This window comes from Verrucosispora sp. CNZ293, from assembly GCF_002754655.1.
This window is the reverse complement of the sequence record NZ_PEFR01000001.1, coordinates 6,078,371-6,093,523: the sequence shown is the minus strand read 5'-3', so window position 1 is coordinate 6,093,523 and position 15,153 is coordinate 6,078,371. Positions and strand designations below refer to the sequence as shown.

General features: G+C 71.2%; 17 protein-coding genes. 4 read left to right on the top strand and 13 right to left on the bottom strand.

Features of this window, described 5'->3' with window-relative positions:
• Nucleotides 1-9: 9 nt before the first annotated feature.
• The 12 genes from CLT74_RS27805 to CLT74_RS27750 form a co-directional block, all read right to left on the bottom strand.
• Entirely contained in the window at nucleotides 10-1,038 is a 1,029-nt protein-coding gene (locus CLT74_RS27805) for an amidohydrolase family protein (RefSeq protein ID WP_099850334.1), read from the bottom strand.
• A complete protein-coding gene (locus CLT74_RS27800) occupies nucleotides 1,038-1,562 on the bottom strand; it encodes a 3-hydroxyanthranilate 3,4-dioxygenase (protein WP_099850332.1) in 525 nt (174 codons plus the stop codon). The genes CLT74_RS27805 and CLT74_RS27800 overlap by 1 nt, the downstream gene beginning before the upstream one ends.
• On the bottom strand, nucleotides 1,559-1,987 hold the full coding sequence (locus tag CLT74_RS27795) for a RidA family protein (RefSeq protein WP_099850330.1): 429 nt from the start codon (nucleotides 1,985-1,987) through the stop codon (nucleotides 1,559-1,561). Before CLT74_RS27795 ends, CLT74_RS27800 begins: the two co-directional genes overlap by 4 nt.
• Before the next feature lie 38 nt (nucleotides 1,988-2,025).
• Nucleotides 2,026-2,217 carry a hypothetical protein gene (locus tag CLT74_RS27790; RefSeq protein ID WP_199172274.1) on the bottom strand — a complete coding sequence of 64 codons (192 nt, stop codon included), beginning with the start codon at nucleotides 2,215-2,217 and terminating at the stop codon, nucleotides 2,026-2,028.
• A gap of 83 nt (nucleotides 2,218-2,300) precedes the next feature.
• Nucleotides 2,301-3,074, bottom strand: a complete 774-nt coding sequence (locus CLT74_RS27785) for a fumarylacetoacetate hydrolase family protein (protein ID WP_099850326.1) — start codon at nucleotides 3,072-3,074, stop codon at nucleotides 2,301-2,303.
• On the bottom strand, nucleotides 3,071-4,126 hold the full coding sequence (gene dmpG / locus CLT74_RS27780) for a 4-hydroxy-2-oxovalerate aldolase (protein WP_099850324.1): 1,056 nt from the start codon (nucleotides 4,124-4,126) through the stop codon (nucleotides 3,071-3,073). Before dmpG ends, CLT74_RS27785 begins: the two co-directional genes overlap by 4 nt.
• On the bottom strand, nucleotides 4,123-5,052 hold the full coding sequence (locus tag CLT74_RS27775) for an acetaldehyde dehydrogenase (acetylating) (protein WP_099850322.1): 930 nt from the start codon (nucleotides 5,050-5,052) through the stop codon (nucleotides 4,123-4,125). Before CLT74_RS27775 ends, dmpG begins: the two co-directional genes overlap by 4 nt.
• A complete protein-coding gene (locus CLT74_RS27770) occupies nucleotides 5,049-5,846 on the bottom strand; it encodes a fumarylacetoacetate hydrolase family protein (protein WP_099850320.1) in 798 nt (265 codons plus the stop codon). The genes CLT74_RS27775 and CLT74_RS27770 overlap by 4 nt, the downstream gene beginning before the upstream one ends.
• Nucleotides 5,843-7,324: a 2-hydroxymuconic semialdehyde dehydrogenase gene (locus CLT74_RS27765; protein WP_099853148.1), complete on the bottom strand. Its 1,482-nt coding sequence runs from the start codon at nucleotides 7,322-7,324 to the stop codon at nucleotides 5,843-5,845. Before CLT74_RS27765 ends, CLT74_RS27770 begins: the two co-directional genes overlap by 4 nt.
• Nucleotides 7,325-7,344: 20 nt before the next feature.
• Nucleotides 7,345-8,676, bottom strand: coding sequence for an FAD-dependent oxidoreductase (locus CLT74_RS27760; RefSeq protein ID WP_099850318.1), 1,332 nt, complete (start codon nucleotides 8,674-8,676; stop codon nucleotides 7,345-7,347).
• Complete coding sequence (kynU, locus tag CLT74_RS27755) at nucleotides 8,673-9,956, bottom strand: kynureninase (RefSeq protein ID WP_099853145.1); 1,284 nt, start codon at nucleotides 9,954-9,956, stop codon at nucleotides 8,673-8,675. The genes CLT74_RS27760 and kynU overlap by 4 nt, the downstream gene beginning before the upstream one ends.
• 16 nt (nucleotides 9,957-9,972) lie before the next feature.
• Complete coding sequence (locus CLT74_RS27750; protein WP_099850316.1) at nucleotides 9,973-10,866, bottom strand: tryptophan 2,3-dioxygenase family protein; 894 nt, start codon at nucleotides 10,864-10,866, stop codon at nucleotides 9,973-9,975.
• Nucleotides 10,867-11,014: 148 nt separating this feature from the next.
• Between CLT74_RS27750 and CLT74_RS27745 the strand changes: the two genes are divergently transcribed.
• From CLT74_RS27745 to CLT74_RS27735, 3 genes are all read left to right on the top strand, one after another.
• Nucleotides 11,015-11,464: an Lrp/AsnC family transcriptional regulator gene (locus CLT74_RS27745; RefSeq protein WP_099850314.1), complete on the top strand. Its 450-nt coding sequence runs from the start codon at nucleotides 11,015-11,017 to the stop codon at nucleotides 11,462-11,464.
• A gap of 72 nt (nucleotides 11,465-11,536) precedes the next feature.
• Nucleotides 11,537-12,085: a hypothetical protein gene (locus CLT74_RS27740; protein WP_486582610.1), complete on the top strand. Its 549-nt coding sequence runs from the start codon at nucleotides 11,537-11,539 to the stop codon at nucleotides 12,083-12,085.
• Between the two features lie 12 nt (nucleotides 12,086-12,097).
• Nucleotides 12,098-12,934, top strand: coding sequence for a class F sortase (locus tag CLT74_RS27735; protein ID WP_099850312.1), 837 nt, complete (start codon nucleotides 12,098-12,100; stop codon nucleotides 12,932-12,934).
• A 191-nt stretch (nucleotides 12,935-13,125) separates the two neighbouring features.
• Here the strand turns inward: CLT74_RS27735 and CLT74_RS27730 are convergent, their stop codons facing one another.
• Nucleotides 13,126-13,659 (bottom strand): HNH endonuclease, encoded by a 534-nt coding sequence (locus CLT74_RS27730; RefSeq protein WP_099853138.1) that lies wholly within the window; start codon nucleotides 13,657-13,659, stop codon nucleotides 13,126-13,128.
• Nucleotides 13,660-13,909: 250 nt separating this feature from the next.
• Between CLT74_RS27730 and CLT74_RS27725 the strand changes: the two genes are divergently transcribed.
• Nucleotides 13,910-14,962: a mechanosensitive ion channel family protein gene (locus CLT74_RS27725; protein ID WP_099853135.1), complete on the top strand. Its 1,053-nt coding sequence runs from the start codon at nucleotides 13,910-13,912 to the stop codon at nucleotides 14,960-14,962.
• Nucleotides 14,963-15,153 lie beyond the last annotated feature (191 nt).

The following is a 15,153-nucleotide window of genomic DNA, read 5'->3' as shown; positions in this document are numbered from 1 at the left end:
GTGGTCCGGTCAGCGGCCAGGCCACCCCAGAAAGCGGAGGGCGTTGGTGGAGAGCAGGTTGGCGCGCTGGGCGTCGGTGAGGAAGTCGGCCTGGCGGACCACCGCGCCGGCCGGGCGCTCGCCCAGGGGGTACGGGTAGTCGCTGCCCACCAGCACCCGGTCGTCGCCCATGGTGTCCACCAGCAGCCGCAGCGCCGGGGCCGAGAAGACCACCGAGTCGACGTAGAAGCGGTCGACGTAGGAACTGGGCGGGGCGGCGGAGGCCCCGCGTACCAGGTCACCCCGCCGGTGCCAGGCGTTGTCGGCGCGCCCCGACCAGAACGGGAAGCTGCCGCCGCCGTGGGCGAAGCAGATCCGCAACGTCTCCGGCACCCGGTCGAACACTCCGCCGAGGATCATCGCCAGCACCGACAGGTGGGTCTCGGCGGGCATGCCGGTGAGCCACCGGGCCATCCAGCGGTCCAGGCGAGGGCTGCCGGCCATGTCCCACGGGTGGACGAAGACCGGCGCACCGACCTCGGCGCAGTGGGTCAGGAAGGTCACGATGCCGGCGTCGTCCAGATCCCGGTCGCCGACGTGATTGCCGATCTCCACGCCGACGTGGCCGGCCGCGAGGCAGCGGTCCACCTCGGCGCAGGCCGCGTCCGGGTCCTGCAACGGCACCTGACAGAACGGCAGCAACCGGTCGCCACCGGCGGCGGTGACCTCCAGGGTCAGGTCGTTGAAGATCCGGGCCACCTTAACCGCCTGGTCGGCCGGACGGTCGTAGCAGAAGAAGACAGGCGTGGGCGAGACCACCTGCACGTCGACCCCGTCGGCCGTCATGTCGGCCAGCCGGGTGTCGGCGTCCCAGCATTCCGCGCCGACCGGGCGGAACGGCGTCTCCCCCACCATGATCATGGCGGCGCGTTCCGTGTCGATCCGGAGCCAGGGCCAGCCGGACCCGCCGCACGTCGCGGCCAGGTCCGGCCATCCCTTCGGTACGACGTGCGTGTGCACGTCCACCACCGGAGGCGCCGCCGGCACCGGAGCCGTCATCAGCCCTTGCCCGGGTGCAGGTGGCCGCAGTTGTCGCAGGTACGCGCCGACTCGTCGGCGTAGAACGCCGCGAAGACCGGTGGCAGGTCGGCGGCGATGTCCCGCACCTGCAACTCGACCTCGTGCACCTTGTGCGAGCACTCGGGGCAGTACCACTGGAACTTCTCCAGCGTCCCCTCCTCGCGTACCCGCTCGATCACCATCCCGATCGAGCCGGCCTCGGGCCGCTGCGGCGAGTGCGGCGTGTTCCGTGGCAGCATCCACATCTGGCCCTCGCGCACGTGCACCGTACGCGGCCCCTCGGGGAGCATCAGGTTGATGTGCATGTTGCCCTTGACCTGGTAGAAGAACTCCTCGTACGGGTCGACGTGAAAGTCGGTGCGCTGGTTCGGTCCACCGACGACCATGACGATGAAGTCCTCGGAGCCGGGCAGCATCTCCTTGTTGCCCACCGGCGGCTTCAGCAGGTGCTGGTTCTCCGCGATCCACCCGGGAAAGCTGAACGGCTCGGCGATCTCACTCATGACTGGCCTCCTTCTGGGAGCAGGGCGACGGCCTGCATCTCGATAAGCAGGTGCGGATGCGGCAACTGGTGCACGGCGACAGTCGTCCGGGTCGGTCCGGTCGCGTCGAAGAACTCCGCCCACACCTCGTTGTACCCACCGAAGTCATTCATGTTGACCAGATAGCTGGTGACCTGGACCAGGTCGGTCAGCTCCGCGCCGACCGACCGGAGCAGATCCGCGATGTTCCCGATCACGGCCCGGGTCTGCGCCCGGATGTCCAGGTCGGTCGTACCGAACTCGTCGACCGACACACCCGCGAACGTGTTGTCCGGCCGCCGCGACGACGTACCCGACACGAAGACGAACCCACCCGCCACCTTCACATGCGGAAAAGCCCCCCGAGGCACCGCCTTACCCGCCACCACCCGAGCCCCGTCAGTCATGGCAACCACTTCGCACCACCACGCGGGCAGCAACCACCTCAGACCCCCATCCCAGCCGGCACCGGCACCACCCACTCCAGACCGATTCCACCCGACACCGGCACCGCCCACACCAGACCGATTCCACCCGACACCGGCACCGCCCACACCAGATCCACCCCACCTGGCACCGGCGCGGCAAGCCCGACCACGTCAGGGGTTCCGGGCAGCCCGACCGGCGCAGGGATCAAGCCTGACCGCCCGGAGCCGGTCGGGCTGCCCGGAACCCCCACACCCGGACCACTCGCTCCCGGAGCCTGCACACCCACACCCGTCACGACGCACTCCGCAACGAAGCCGTGCCCAGCTTCTCGACCACTGCCCGGACATGAGCACCAGCACGCAACGGAACAGCAGCCGTCGCCGCGCCCGCCAGGAACACCCAGCCCTCACGCAGCCGCACCCCGTGCCGCCCCGCCAGTCGGATGCCCTCGTCGAGCGCCCGGCGCGGGTCACCGAGGATGGCCGCCGTCGAGCCGACCTGTGCCACCCGCCCGTCGATCTCCAGCAACACGCCCAGGTTGTCCAGCCCGTCCGGCACCGGCGACCACGGTCCGATCACGAACGCACCGGCCGAGGTGTTGTCGGCGATGACGTCGGGCAGGGAGAAGGTGAAGTTCGCGTACCGGGAGTCGATCAGCTCGATCGCCGGGGCGACCGCCCGGACCGCGTCGGTGAAATCGCCGACCGGCTCACCGGGCTCGGGCAGCCGGTCCAGCAGAAACGCCACCTCGGGCTCGACCCGGGGATGGATGAAGTCCGCCACGTCGATCGTGCCGCCGTCGGGGATCCGCATCGTGTCGGTGAGCCGACCCCAGATCACCTCGTCCACCCCGACCTGGGCCATCTTCGCCTTGCTGGTCAGCCCCATCTTCAACCCGACGAGCCGCTCCCCCCGGTCCAGCCGGCGCTGCACCAGGGCGGTCTGCACCGCGTACGCGGCGTCGACGTCCAGCCCGGTCTCGACGGCGAGCTGCGCGACCGCTGTGGCCGTGTCGGCGGCCGTGCCCAACGTCTCGGCGATCCCGGCGATGTCCGGCCCGATCATGAGCTCTCCTTGCCGGCCAGGTCCAGCGCCACGTCGACGATCATGTCTTCCTGCCCGCCGACCATCCGGCGTCGGCCCAGCTCCACGAGGATCGAACGAACGTCCACGCCGTAGCGTGCCGAGGCCCGTTCGGCGTGCCGCAGGAAGCTGGAGTAGACCCCCGCGTACCCCAGGGAGAGGGTTTCCCGGTCGACCTGGACGGGCCGGTCCTGCAACGGACGGACGATGTCGTCGGCGGCGTCCATCAGCGCGAAGACGTCGCAGCCGTGCTGCCAGCCGTGCAGTTCGGCGACCGCGACGAAGACCTCCAGGGGCGCGTTGCCGGCACCGGCACCCATGCCGGCGAGGGAGGCGTCCACCCGGACCGTCCGGCCGGCCGGCGACCCGACCGGGCCGTCGCCGGCGACCCGACCGTGTTCGACGGCGACCACGCTGTTGGCCACCCCGAGGGAGAGGTTGTGGTGGGCGTGGATGCCGATCTGGGTGGTCGGTTCGAGGACCTGCCGGTACGCGTCGACGCGCTGCGCGACGTCGGACATCAGCAACCGGCCGCCGGAGTCGGTGACGTAGACGCAGTGCGCCCCGTAGGACTCCATCAGCTTGGCCTGGGCGGCCAGCCCCGCCGGGTCGTTCATGTGGGACATCATCAGGAAGCCGGCCACGTCCATGCCGTTCTCCCGGGCCCAGGAGATGTGCTGGGCGGAGATGTCGGCCTCGGTGCAGTGGGTGGCGATCCGGACGCTCGTCACCCCGAGCGCCCGGGCGGCCTTCAGGTCGGCGATGGTGCCGATGCCGGGCAGCAGCAGAGTTGTCAGCTTCGCCCTCGTCATCACCTCGGCCGCCGCCGCGATCCAGTCGGCGTCGCTGGCCGCGCCGTGGCCGTAGTTGACGCTCGACCCGGCCAGACCGTCACCGTGAGCGACCTCGATCGCGGCGACCCCGGCGGCGTCGAGGCCGGCGGCGATCGTGCGGACCTGGTCGACGGTGTAGCGGTGGGCGATGGCGTGCATGCCGTCGCGCAGCGTCACGTCCTGGATGTACAACTCTGTCACTTGGCCAGCACCTCCGCCCGCAGGGCGACCAGCCGCTGCGCGGTACGCAGCGCGGCCGAGGTCATGATGTCCAGGTTCCCGGCGTACGCGGGCAGATAGTGCCCGGCACCGGAGACCTCCAGGAAGACCGAGACCTGCAACCCGGTGAGCTGCCGTCCCAGCGACGGCACGTAGGTGTCGACGCGGTCGAACTGCACGTCCTGCTTGAGTCGGTAGCCGGGCACGTACTCCTGGACGGCGGCCACCATGTCGCGGACGGAGTCGACGATGGCGTCACGGTCGGCGTCGGGGTCCGGGCAGAGGCAGTAGACGGTGTCCCGCATCAGCAGCGGCGGGTCGGCCGGATTGAGCACGATGATCGCCTTGCCCCGGTCGGCCCCACCGACCACCTCGATGGCCCGGGCGGTGGTCTCGGTGAACTCGTCGATGTTGGCCCGGGTGCCCGGGCCGGCCGACCGCGAGGCGATCGACGCGACGATCTCCCCGTACACGACAGGTGTCACCCGCCGCACCGCGGCGACGATCGGCACCGTCGCCTGCCCACCACAGGTGACCATGTTGAGGTTGGTCTCGCCCAGGTGCTCCTCCAGGTTGACCGGCGGCACGACGTACGGGCCGACCGCCGCCGGAGTCAGGTCGATCACGGTCCGCCCGTGTGCGCGCAGCACCGCGTCGTTGTGCCGGTGGGCACCCGCCGAGGTGGCGTCGAAGACCAGTTCCACGTCGGCGAACTCGGGCATCGCGACCAGGCCCGCCACACCGTCGGCGGTGGTGGCCACGCCGAGTCGTCGGGCCCGCGCCAGACCGTCGGAGCCCGGGTCGATGCCGGCCATCGCCACCATCCGCAGCGAATCCGACAACCGCAGTACTTTGATCATCAGGTCGGTACCGATGTTGCCCGACCCGATCACCGCCACACCCGTCATCCGTCAACCTCCCTGGAGGAGAAGCAGGTCCGTACCGAGCCGAGGCCGGAGATCCGCGCCTCGTACGCCGCGCCCGGCGTCACCGACACCATCGGGCCGAGAGCGCCGGAGAGCACCACGTCGCCGGCGCGCAGCGGGTCACCGGCGCGGGCCATCGTGCTGGCCAGCCAGGCCAGCGCGTGCAGCGGATTGCCCAGGCAGGCCGCCCCGGCGCCGACTGACACCGGCTCACCTGCGTGTTCGAGGACCATGCCGCACAGCCGCAGATCCACGTCGGCGATCCGGCGGGGTGTGGTGCCGAGCACGAACAGGCCGCTTGAGGCGTTGTCCGCCACCGTGTCCACGATGGAGATGTCCCAGCCGGCGACCCGCGAGTCGACGATCTCGATGGCCGGCAGCAGATGGTCCACGGCACGCAGCAGGTCGGCGCTGGTGATCCGCTCGTCGGGCAGATCGGCACCGAGCACGAAGGCGACCTCCGCCTCCACCCGGGGTTGCAGCAGGCTGTCGACCGCCACCTCGGCACCGTCGGGTACCGCCATCGCGTCGGTTAGCACCCCGAAGTCCGGCTCGTACACCCCGAGGCTCTCCTGGACCGCCCGGGAGGTCAGCCCGATCTTCGCGCCCACCCGGCGCTGCCCCGACGCCAGCCACTCGCCCACCTGACGCTGCTGCACCCGGTACGCGGCCTCGACATCCCCCTCCGGCAGCAACCGCCCCCGCACCGGCGGACAGGGCTTCCCGCTCGCCCGAGCCTCGGAAAGTTCCCGGGCCGCCATCTCACAATCGCTCATGACAGGTCCACGCAGACGTTCGTCAGTTCGGAGTAGAAATTCAGCGAGTGCACGCCACCCTCCCGGCCGATCCCGGAGGCCTTCACCCCGCCGAACGGGGTCCGCAGGTCGCGCAGGAACCAGGTGTTCACCCAGACGATGCCGGCGTCCAGCCGGGCACCGGCCCGGTGCGCCCGACCCACGTCACGGGTCCAGACCGTCGCCGCCAGGCCGTATTCGGTGCCGTTGGCCAGGGCGTACGCCTCATCCTCGTCGTCGAACGGCGCCACGTGCACCACCGGACCGAAGATCTCCTCGCGGTTGGTCCGCGCCTCCGGGCCGAGCCCGGTCAGCACCGTCGGCTGCACGTACGCGCCACCGTCGCGGGCGTCGCCGAACCGTGGCACGCCACCGCCCGCGAGCACCCGGGCCCCCTCGGCCCGCGCCAGGTCGTAGTGCCCGAGCACCTTGTCCCGATGGCCGTGCGAGATCAGCGGCATGTTCACCGTCGCCTCGTCGGCCGGCCAGCCGTACGCCAACTCGCCGGCGCGCTCGGCCAGCCGCGCGGTGAACTCCTCGAACACCTGCCGCTGCACGTAGATCCGTTCGGTACAGAGGCAGACCTGCCCGCCGTTGGTGAAGCTCGACCGCACCGAGCCGGCCACCGCCGCGTCCAGATCCGCGTCGGCGAAGACCAGTCCGGCGTTCTTGCCACCCAACTCGAAGCTGACCGCCTTCACCCCGTCGGCGGCGGCCCGCATGATGGCGCCGCCGGTGGCCGACTCACCGGTGAAGGTGATCGCGTCGACGTCCGGATGACGGGTGAGGAACTCGCCGGCCGAGCCGGGCCCGAAGCCGTGCACCAGGTTGAACACGCCGTCCGGCACCCCGGCCGCCGCCATCACCTCGGCGAGCAGGGTGGCCGACGCGGGCGTCTCCTCGCTCGGCTTGACCACCACCGCGTTACCGCAGGCAAGCGCGGGGGCGACCTTCCAGGTGAGCAGCAGCAGCGGCAGATTCCACGGCACGATCACCGCGACCACGCCTACCGGCTTGCGTACCGCGTAGTTGAGCGCCCGACCACCGGCCGGCGTGACAGTGGTGAACGACTCGGTCGGCGCGGTCGCCACGATCTCCGCGAAGGCCCGGAAGTTCGCCGCACCGCGCGGGATGTCCAGAGTGCGGGCCTGGGAGATGGACTTGCCGGTGTCGGCGACCTCGGCGGCCACCAGGTCGTCGAAGCGGCGCTCCAACTCGTCGGCGATCCGGCGCAGCACCTCGGCGCGTTCCCGCTCCCCCGCCCGACCCCACCGGCCCCGCACCGCCGTCCGGGCCGCCGCCACCGCATCGTCCACGGTGTCCTGACCGGCCTCGACCACCTCGAACACCGGCTCGCCGGTCACCGGGCTGCGCTTGGTGAACCGGTTTCCGGCGTCGACGAACTCGCCGCCGACGAAGTTGCGCAGCAGACCGGGACCGTCAGGTGCCCGCCCGGCCATCAGCCGGGGATCCCAGAGCGTCATCGGAGCCTCCTGAGCCCGACCGCCACCGCCGCGCCGGCCAGCGCCGCCAGACCGGCCGCCGCCAGACCGACCACCTGGTACTGCCGGCGGACCCGACGTCGCACCTGGGCGTACGGGACGGTGGAGAAGGACACCAGTTCATACTGGGAGACGTACCGGCCGGGCAGCGCCCGCTCCAACGCGTGCTCGACACGCTTGCGGGTCCGGTAGACCGGCGAGGCCACCTTGTCGCGCATCTCCACGAAGTTGGTAAGCGCCATCCGGGCGATCGCGTCGGCGTTGTCCTGCCGACGGCGCTGGAACAGCGGCAGCGCCGCCGACCAGTCCCCGGCACACTCGTCGAGGCAGCGGTCCAGCTCCACCACGTCCTCGAAGGCGCAGTTCGCGCCCTGACCGTAGAACGGCACGATGGCGTGCGCTGCGTCGCCGAGCAGGGCGACCCGCCCGTCCACCTGCCACGGGTCGCAGCGCACGGTGCCGAGGACGCCAACCGGGTTGTGCTGGTAGTCGTCGACCAGGTTCGGGGCGATCGGCGGCAGGTCCGGATAGTGCTGCGCGAAGTGCCGCTCGATCGCCGCCGGGCTGCCCAGCGAGGCGAAACTCGCGGTGCCGTGGGTGGGCCAGAACAGCGTGCAGGTGAACGAGCGGTCCGGGTTGGGCAGCGCGATCATCATCGAGGTGCCGCGCGGCCAGATGTGCAGCGCCCCCGGGTCCAGGGCGAAGTCGCCGCCCAGCGGCGGGATGGTCAGTTCCTTGTAGCCGTAGTCGAGAAAGTCGACGCTCTCGGTGACCAGGTCGTGGGCGAGCAACTGCCCGCGTACGGCGGAACCGGCGCCGTCGGTGCCGAGCACCACCCGCGCACCCTCGGTCACCGCGCCCCCCGGTGTCTCGAAGGTCATCGTCCCGGTCGCCGGGTCGAGCCCGACCAGCCGGTGCTCGAAGGCGATCCGCACTCCTGGCAGCTTGGCGGCGGCCTCCAGCAGGGCGTTGTTCAACGCGCCCCGGCTTATCGAGTTGATCGCCCGATCGCCGGAGGCGCTGTACGACTGCAGTCCCGGCGCACCGTGCACCGGATGGACCATCCGGCCCCGCATCGGTAACGCGTCCGCCATCACCTGCTCGGCCAGCCCGATGCGACGCAATGCGTCGAGCCCCCGCTCGGAGAGGGCCAGGTTGATCGAGCGACCCCGCTCGGGCGTGCCGCTGCGCGGGTCCGGGCGGCGCTCGTAGAGCGCCACCTGATGGCCCCGGCGAGCCAGGAAACAGGCCAGCAGGCAGCCGGCCAGGCCGGCACCCACCACCGCGATCTCGTCGCGTTCGCGGGTCACCGGGCCACCTCCGAGACCGTCGCGGCCAGCGCGTCGGCGACCCGCCAACAGTCGTGGTACGTCGAGTACAGCGGTACCGGGGCGAACCTGACCACATCCGGTTCCCGGGCGTCGGCGACCACCCCGTGCTCGTGGCGCAGTCGCTTGGTCAGCTCGCTGGCGCTGCCCTCGCCGATGCGTACCGACAGTTGGCACCCGCGTCGACGCGGCTCACGCGGGGTGATCACGGTCAACGGCCGACCGGCGGTGACCTCGTCCAACAGCCGCTCCAGGTAACCGGTGAGCCGGAGGCTGCGCGCCCGCAGCGCCGGCATGCCCACCGAGTCGAACAGTTCCAGCGACGTGCGGACCGGCCCCATCGCGAAGATCGGCGGATTGGAGACCTGCCACGCCTCGACGGTGGTCGGTGGCCGGCTGACCGGGGCCATCTCGAACCGGGTGGCCGCCGCCGTGCTCCACCACCCCTCGAAGCGGGGCAGCGTCCCGTCGCCGTGGTGCCGTTCGTGCACGAACACCCCGGCCAACGCGCCGGGGCCGGAGTTCAGGTACTTGTACGAGCACCAGGCGGCGAAGTCGACGTCCCAGTCGTGCAGCGACAGCGGCACGTTGCCCGCCGCGTGCGCCAGGTCCCAGCCGACGACCGCACCGGCGGCCCGGCCGGCCGCGGTGATCGCCGGAATGTCCAGCAGCTCGCCGGTGAGGTAGTTGACCCCGCCGAGCAGCACCAGCGCCACCGTGTGCCCCTCGGCCGCCAGGTAGCCGGTGACGTCCTCGGTCCGCAGGGTGTCCTCGCCGGGGCGGGGCGCGAGCCGGACGACTGTGGTGTCCGGGTCCAGGCCGTGGAACCGCGCCTGGCTGCGCACCGCGTAGCTGTCCGACGGGAAGGCGCTGTCCTCGATGACGATCCGGGTCCGCGCACCCACCGGCCGGTAGAAGCTGACCATCAGCAGGTGCAGGTTGACCGTCAGCGAGTTCATCACCACGGTCTCCGTGGGCAGGGCGCCGACCAGTCGCGCGGCCGGCGCCGTCAGCAACTCGTGGTACGGCAGCCACGGCCGGTCCGCCTCCAGATGCCCCTCGACGCCGAGCCGGCTCCAGGCGTCCAGATCGGCCAGGAGTTCGGCACGGGTGGCCCTCGGTTGCAGGCCGAGCGAGTTGCCCGCCAGGTACGCGACCTCCGGATAACGGCCACCCTCGGCCGGCGGCATGTGGAACAGGTGCCGGTGCCCCGGCTCGGCCGCGTCGAGGCGGAGCGCTTCGGCCTCGGTGTCACTGTTCATCGTCGCCACAACCGCCTCACATCGCCGTCCGGGCCGACCACAACTCCGGGAAGACCACCCGGGCCATGCTGCGCTGCAACCACGCCAGCCCGGCGGAGCCGCCGCTGCCCACCTTGGCACCCATGGTGCGCTGCACCGCCTTGATGTGGTGGTGCCGCCAGTCGCCGAACTGCTCGGCCACCTCGGTCAGCGCCTCGCCGAGCAACCGCAGGTGATTGTCCGGGCCGGCGTCGGCGTAGATCTCCACCCAGGCCGCCTCGACGGCGGGGTGCGACTCGTGCTCGGTGGCCACGTCCCGCGCCAACAGGTCCGCCGGCAGGTCGTGACCGTGCCGGGCGAGCAGGGCGACCACCTCGTCCCAGACGCTCGGCGTGGCCAGGGCGTCGGTGAGTTCGGCGTACACCTCGGTCTGCCGGCGGAACGGCCGGATCAGTGCCGGGTCACGTAGACCGAGCAGGAACTCCAGGTGGCGGTACATCGCCGACTGGAAGCCCGACCCCTCGCCGAGCAGGTTACGGAAGCGGTTGAAGTCGGCAGGGGTCATCCAGCGCAGGCCCCGCCAGGCGGCGTTGAGTCCTTCCAGGTGCAGCGCGGCCCGACGCAGTGGGGCCAGCGCCTCCCACACCCGGTCGGCGCGCAGCAACCGGGACGTCTCCCGCAGCTCGTGGCAGGTCAGGCCGAAGTACAACTCCATGATCTGACTGACCATGAGGAAGGACATCTCACCCGGGTCGCCGCTCAACGGCTGCTGGAGCCGATGCAGGGTGCTGGCCTGCACGTACGCGTCGTACGGCACCCGCTCGGCGAAGTCCAGGGTGGGCTCGCCACCGTTGCGCGCGGCGCGGGCCACCCGCTGCCGTGCGGTGACCGGACGCACCTCCGTCCGGGGGCGCAGATCCGTCTGCTCCATGCGTCCGCTCCTTCCGGGTCGCCCGTCCCGTCATGATCTCCCGTGTGGCTGGCCGGATGGAATGCCTCTTCAACGGCTCTTTTCGCGATCGACCTGCGGAACGGAAGCCGCTCGCCCGGATCGACCTGTCGGACGTAAGGTCGCGAGCATGGACGAGATGGACTGGGCCCTGCTCCGCGAGTTGCAGGCCGACGCGCGGTTGTCGTTCAGCGAGTTGTCCCGGCGGGTGCACCTGTCCCCACCCGCGGTCGCCGAGCGGGTGCGGCGGCTGGAGGAGACCGGTGTGATCAGCGGCTACCACGCCCACGTGGACCTGGCCCGGGCCGGCCGCACGGTGGTCGCGCTGATCCGGATGTCCTGTTACGGCGCCCGCTGCATCCTGCACGATCCCGAGGTCGCCCGGTGGCCGGAGATCCTGGAGATCCACCGGATCACCGGCGACGCGTGCAGCGTGCTCAAGGTCGCGGCCGGCTCGATAGGTGACTTCGAGGCGGTCATCGACCGACTCGCCCCCTACGGCCAGCCGTCGAGCACGATGGTGCTCTCCACCCCGCTCGGCTGGCAGGCCGTCGCCCCGCTGCCCGGCCCCGGCGGTTAGCCACCGGAGCAGGGGGAAAGCACCGCAGGTCGCCCCAGCAGGACCGGTACGCCGGTGCCGGGAGGGAGAATCATGCGAGGTCTGCGACAGTACGGAGGCGCCCACAGCGCCCTGTCGGCAATCGCCCGACCGTTCGGGGCGTTCGTCCTGATCGCGGCGTTCGCGCTGGCCGGGTTGCTGGCCCTGCCCGGCGCCGCACCCGCCAGAGCGGGTCAGGACACGTTCGTCGAGGTGACCCCGAACAGCGTCCAGGCCGGCTCCCGGGTGAGCATTCGGGCGAGTTGCGACAACGCCAACGACCGCCAGGCCGAAGTGACCTCGGACGCGTTCAACCGGGTCTACCTCCGGCCGGACAACGGCTTCCTCACCGGTTCGGTCACCGTGCCCGGTGACAAGGCCGCCGGCGACTATCCGGTGCACCTGCGCTGTGACAACGACCGGACGGACAGCACCACGCTGACCGTGCTGAACATGGACCAGCCCACCAAGGGCCCGGCCACCGGTGCCGGGGGTACCGCTGATCGGGGCACCGGCTCGATGCTGCTGCTGGGTGGCGTCGCCACGGTGGCCGCGGCGGTGGTCTTCGGGCTGCTGAGCAGCCGACGCCGGGCCGGTTCCTGACCCACAGTCACCATGGCCGGCTTCCGCGTACCCACTCCGGAACCGGGCCCCGGCCCACGCCGGACCAGCACCCGTCGGAGTCAGCGCGCCTGGCGGGGACTGGTCGTGGCGGCCGGCCGGCTGGCCCGGGTCGCCGCGCAGGTCGGTACGGCCAGCGTCACCACGCCCGATCCCTCGGCGGCACCGCTACCACCCAGACGGCGGCCGGCCTGGGCGGCGGGGTCCGGACGGCTCGGCCGTGCCGGTCCGGGGCTGCCGGTGCTGGTGATCGGCTCGCTGATGTTTCTGATCATCGCGATGCTCGGCGTCGAGCGGGTGACCGGGTTGAGCCTGCTACCGGACCGCTTCATCGCCGGGCTCGCGCAACCGCCCAAGAAGTTCCCGTTGCTGGCGGCGAGCGAGCCGGTCGGCATCGAGATCAGCGAGATCGACCTGGCGGCTCCGGTGCACAGCGTGGGCATCGCGCCCGACGGCAGCATCGCCGCACCGCCCGCCGAACGCGCCCAGGAGGCCGGCTGGTACGACCAGGGACCGACCCCCGGCCAGTACGGACCGGCAGTCATCGTGGGTCACGTCGACACCACCACCGGGCCGGCCGTCTTCCACGAGTTGCCCCGGTTGGCGGCCGGTGACCGGGTCGAGGTCGCCCGCTCGGACGGCTCGGTGGCGGTCTTCGAGGTCGACCGGGTCGACCGGTACGACAAGGAGCGGCTGCCGACGGACGACATCTTCGGTGACTTCAGCCGGCCGCAGCTACGACTGATCACCTGCGGTGGGCGCTGGGTCGGTGGGGAGACGGGGTACGCGGACAACGTCGTGGTGTTCGCTTCGCTTGTCGAGGCTCGTTAGGGGTCGCTGTGGGGTTTTCGGGGGAGCCCGACCCGCTCCGGGCGGTCAGGCTTGATCCCTGCGCGGGTCGGGCTCCCCCGAAAACCTGTTGGTGGCGCTTTCCGCGCGGAAGGTGCGGGTGTGGTCCGCACAGACAGTGGGTTGGGATCTGGATTGAGCCCTGCGCTGGCAGCGAGTGAGTGTTCGCTGGGTCAGGCGGCTTCGGGTTCGCGGAGGTCTAGCCAGTCGGCCCAGCGCGGGTCGGGGGCGCGGTGGCCGAGCACCCGCCAGGCGATCCCCTTGGGTGCGGTGGGCAACGAGTGCAGCCGCCAGCCGAGTTCGGCCGGGGTCTTGTCGCCTTTGGTGTGGTTGCACCTGGCGCAGGCGGCTACCACGTTCTCCCAGGCGTGCCGGCCGCCCCGGCTGCGGGGGAAGACGTGGTCGATGGTCTCCGCCGGACCCCGGCAGTAGGCGCAACGCCAGCCGTCCCGGGCGAAGATGGCCCGGCGGGACAGGCCCACGTGGGTCCGGTACGGCACCCGGACGAAACGGGTGAGCCGGACGACCGAGGGCACCGGCAGCGCGCTGCGGGCGCTGTGCAGGATGCCGTCGCCGTCGGCGACACATACCGCTTTGGCGGAGAGCACGAGAATCGCGGCTCGACGTACCGACACGACACACAGCGGCTCGTAGGTGGCGTTGAGGACCAGCGCGCCGGAGCCCACCGTGGGTCGTATGTCAGGCATCGCGTCACCCTCCCGGTCAAGCGGCTTACCACTCGCCACCGCCGACCGGTGCCGGGCACAACCGGGCACCACGTCGACGCCGGCCGGATCACCGACGTCCGCTGCGCCAATCGTCCCTGATCGGACCCGCGAATGCACGTACTAATCCTGGGTACCCCCCGGCGCTTTCTGCCGACCGCGCGACGGGCCGGGCGTCACCTGTCGGTGGGTCGACGGCGGGCCCACCGGACGGTTGCGGTACGAAAACACTGTGACCGTCAGCAGCCTCAGCCCCACCCCCGCCCCGTCCAGCCCGGAACCTGTCGACACGCCGAGCCCGGAGTGTCTGGACGAGGTGCTGTGCAAAGTCGTCTTCAACTGGACGGACTCGGTGTGGTTCGCCGAGGGCAGCTTCTGGATCCTCGTCAAGCCACTGCGGATCATCCTGATCCTGCTGCTGGCGTTGGCCGCCAGGTGGCTGGTGCACCGCACGATCCGCCGGCTCGTACGCACCACCAGCGACGCCGGGGTGCCGACCATGCTCCGCCCGCTGCGCGAGCGCATCCCGAGCGCCGCGACCGAGCCCGGCGAGTTCGTCCCGGAGCGCCGCCGGCAGCGCGCCGAAGCGATCGGTTCGGTACTACGGAGCCTGAGCACCGCGTTCATCTTCGGCATCGCCCTGCTGATGGTGCTCAAGGAGTTCAGCTTCGACCTGGCACCGCTGCTGGCCAGCGCGGGCATCGCCGGCGTGGCCCTCGGCTTCGGCGCGCAGAGCCTGGTCAAGGATCTGATCGCGGGGCTGTTCATGCTGATCGAGGATCAGTACGGGGTGGGCGACAACGTCGATCTCGGCGAGGCAACAGGCATGGTCGAGGCGGTCGGACTACGCGTCACCACAGTCCGGGACGGGCGGGGCGTGCTCTGGTACATCCGCAACGGCGAGATCGTCCGGGTGGGTAACAAGAGCCAGGGCTGGGCGTTGGTGGTGGTCGACCTGCCCATCGGTTTCGCCGGCACCGAGGAGGCGACGGCCGTGCTGCGTACCGCCGCCGCCTCGATCGCGGTGGACCCGGAGCTGGCCCCGTCGATCGTCGAGCCGCCGGAGGTGCTCGGCGTCGAGCAGGTGACGGTGGAGGGCACGGTGATCCGGACAGTGGTGAAGACGACCGCCGACGGGCAGTTCAGCGTGGGTCGGGAGCTGCGTCGCCGGCTGGCCGAGGCGCTGGAGAACTCGGGCATCACCGCACGGATCGCGGCGGGCCGCATCTACCCCGGCGTACCTACTCGATCGGATTCCGAGACCGGTCAGGGCGGTGCCACCTGAGCTGACCGGCGGGGGTCGCGGCTGAGCGGCCCCTCGGGTATCGTCCGTTCGTTCAGTCGGAGATGCGACCGACCAGCCGTTCGCCCTAGCCAGTTGTCAGACGATCGGGCAGAATCCGGTGCACGCGCTTACCGAGCGGTGTCACGTCCTCGCTGATCCGCAGACCTGACGATGGTCCCGGGCCGCCATCA

Excerpts from the sequence above, each read along its gene's own strand:
- CLT74_RS27765 (WP_099853148.1), bottom strand. The coding sequence starts at position 7,324 with ATGGCCGGGCGGGCACCTGACGGTCCCGGTCTGCTGCGCAACTTCGTC.
- CLT74_RS27750 (WP_099850316.1), bottom strand. The coding sequence starts at position 10,866 with ATGGAGCAGACGGATCTGCGCCCCCGGACGGAGGTGCGTCCGGTCACC.
- CLT74_RS27785 (WP_099850326.1), bottom strand. The coding sequence starts at position 3,074 with ATGATCGGGCCGGACATCGCCGGGATCGCCGAGACGTTGGGCACGGCC.
- CLT74_RS27745 (WP_099850314.1), top strand. The coding sequence starts at position 11,015 with ATGGACGAGATGGACTGGGCCCTGCTCCGCGAGTTGCAGGCCGACGCG.
- CLT74_RS27775 (WP_099850322.1), bottom strand. The coding sequence starts at position 5,052 with ATGACGGGTGTGGCGGTGATCGGGTCGGGCAACATCGGTACCGACCTG.
- CLT74_RS27800 (WP_099850332.1), bottom strand. The coding sequence starts at position 1,562 with ATGAGTGAGATCGCCGAGCCGTTCAGCTTTCCCGGGTGGATCGCGGAG.
- CLT74_RS27740 (WP_486582610.1), top strand. The coding sequence starts at position 11,537 with ATGCGAGGTCTGCGACAGTACGGAGGCGCCCACAGCGCCCTGTCGGCA.
- CLT74_RS27770 (WP_099850320.1), bottom strand. The coding sequence starts at position 5,846 with ATGAGCGATTGTGAGATGGCGGCCCGGGAACTTTCCGAGGCTCGGGCG.
- kynU (WP_099853145.1), bottom strand. The coding sequence starts at position 9,956 with ATGAACAGTGACACCGAGGCCGAAGCGCTCCGCCTCGACGCGGCCGAG.
- CLT74_RS27735 (WP_099850312.1), top strand. The coding sequence starts at position 12,098 with ATGGCCGGCTTCCGCGTACCCACTCCGGAACCGGGCCCCGGCCCACGC.
- CLT74_RS27805 (WP_099850334.1), bottom strand. The coding sequence starts at position 1,038 with ATGACGGCTCCGGTGCCGGCGGCGCCTCCGGTGGTGGACGTGCACACG.
- CLT74_RS27730 (WP_099853138.1), bottom strand. The coding sequence starts at position 13,659 with ATGCCTGACATACGACCCACGGTGGGCTCCGGCGCGCTGGTCCTCAAC.
- CLT74_RS27795 (WP_099850330.1), bottom strand. The coding sequence starts at position 1,987 with ATGACTGACGGGGCTCGGGTGGTGGCGGGTAAGGCGGTGCCTCGGGGG.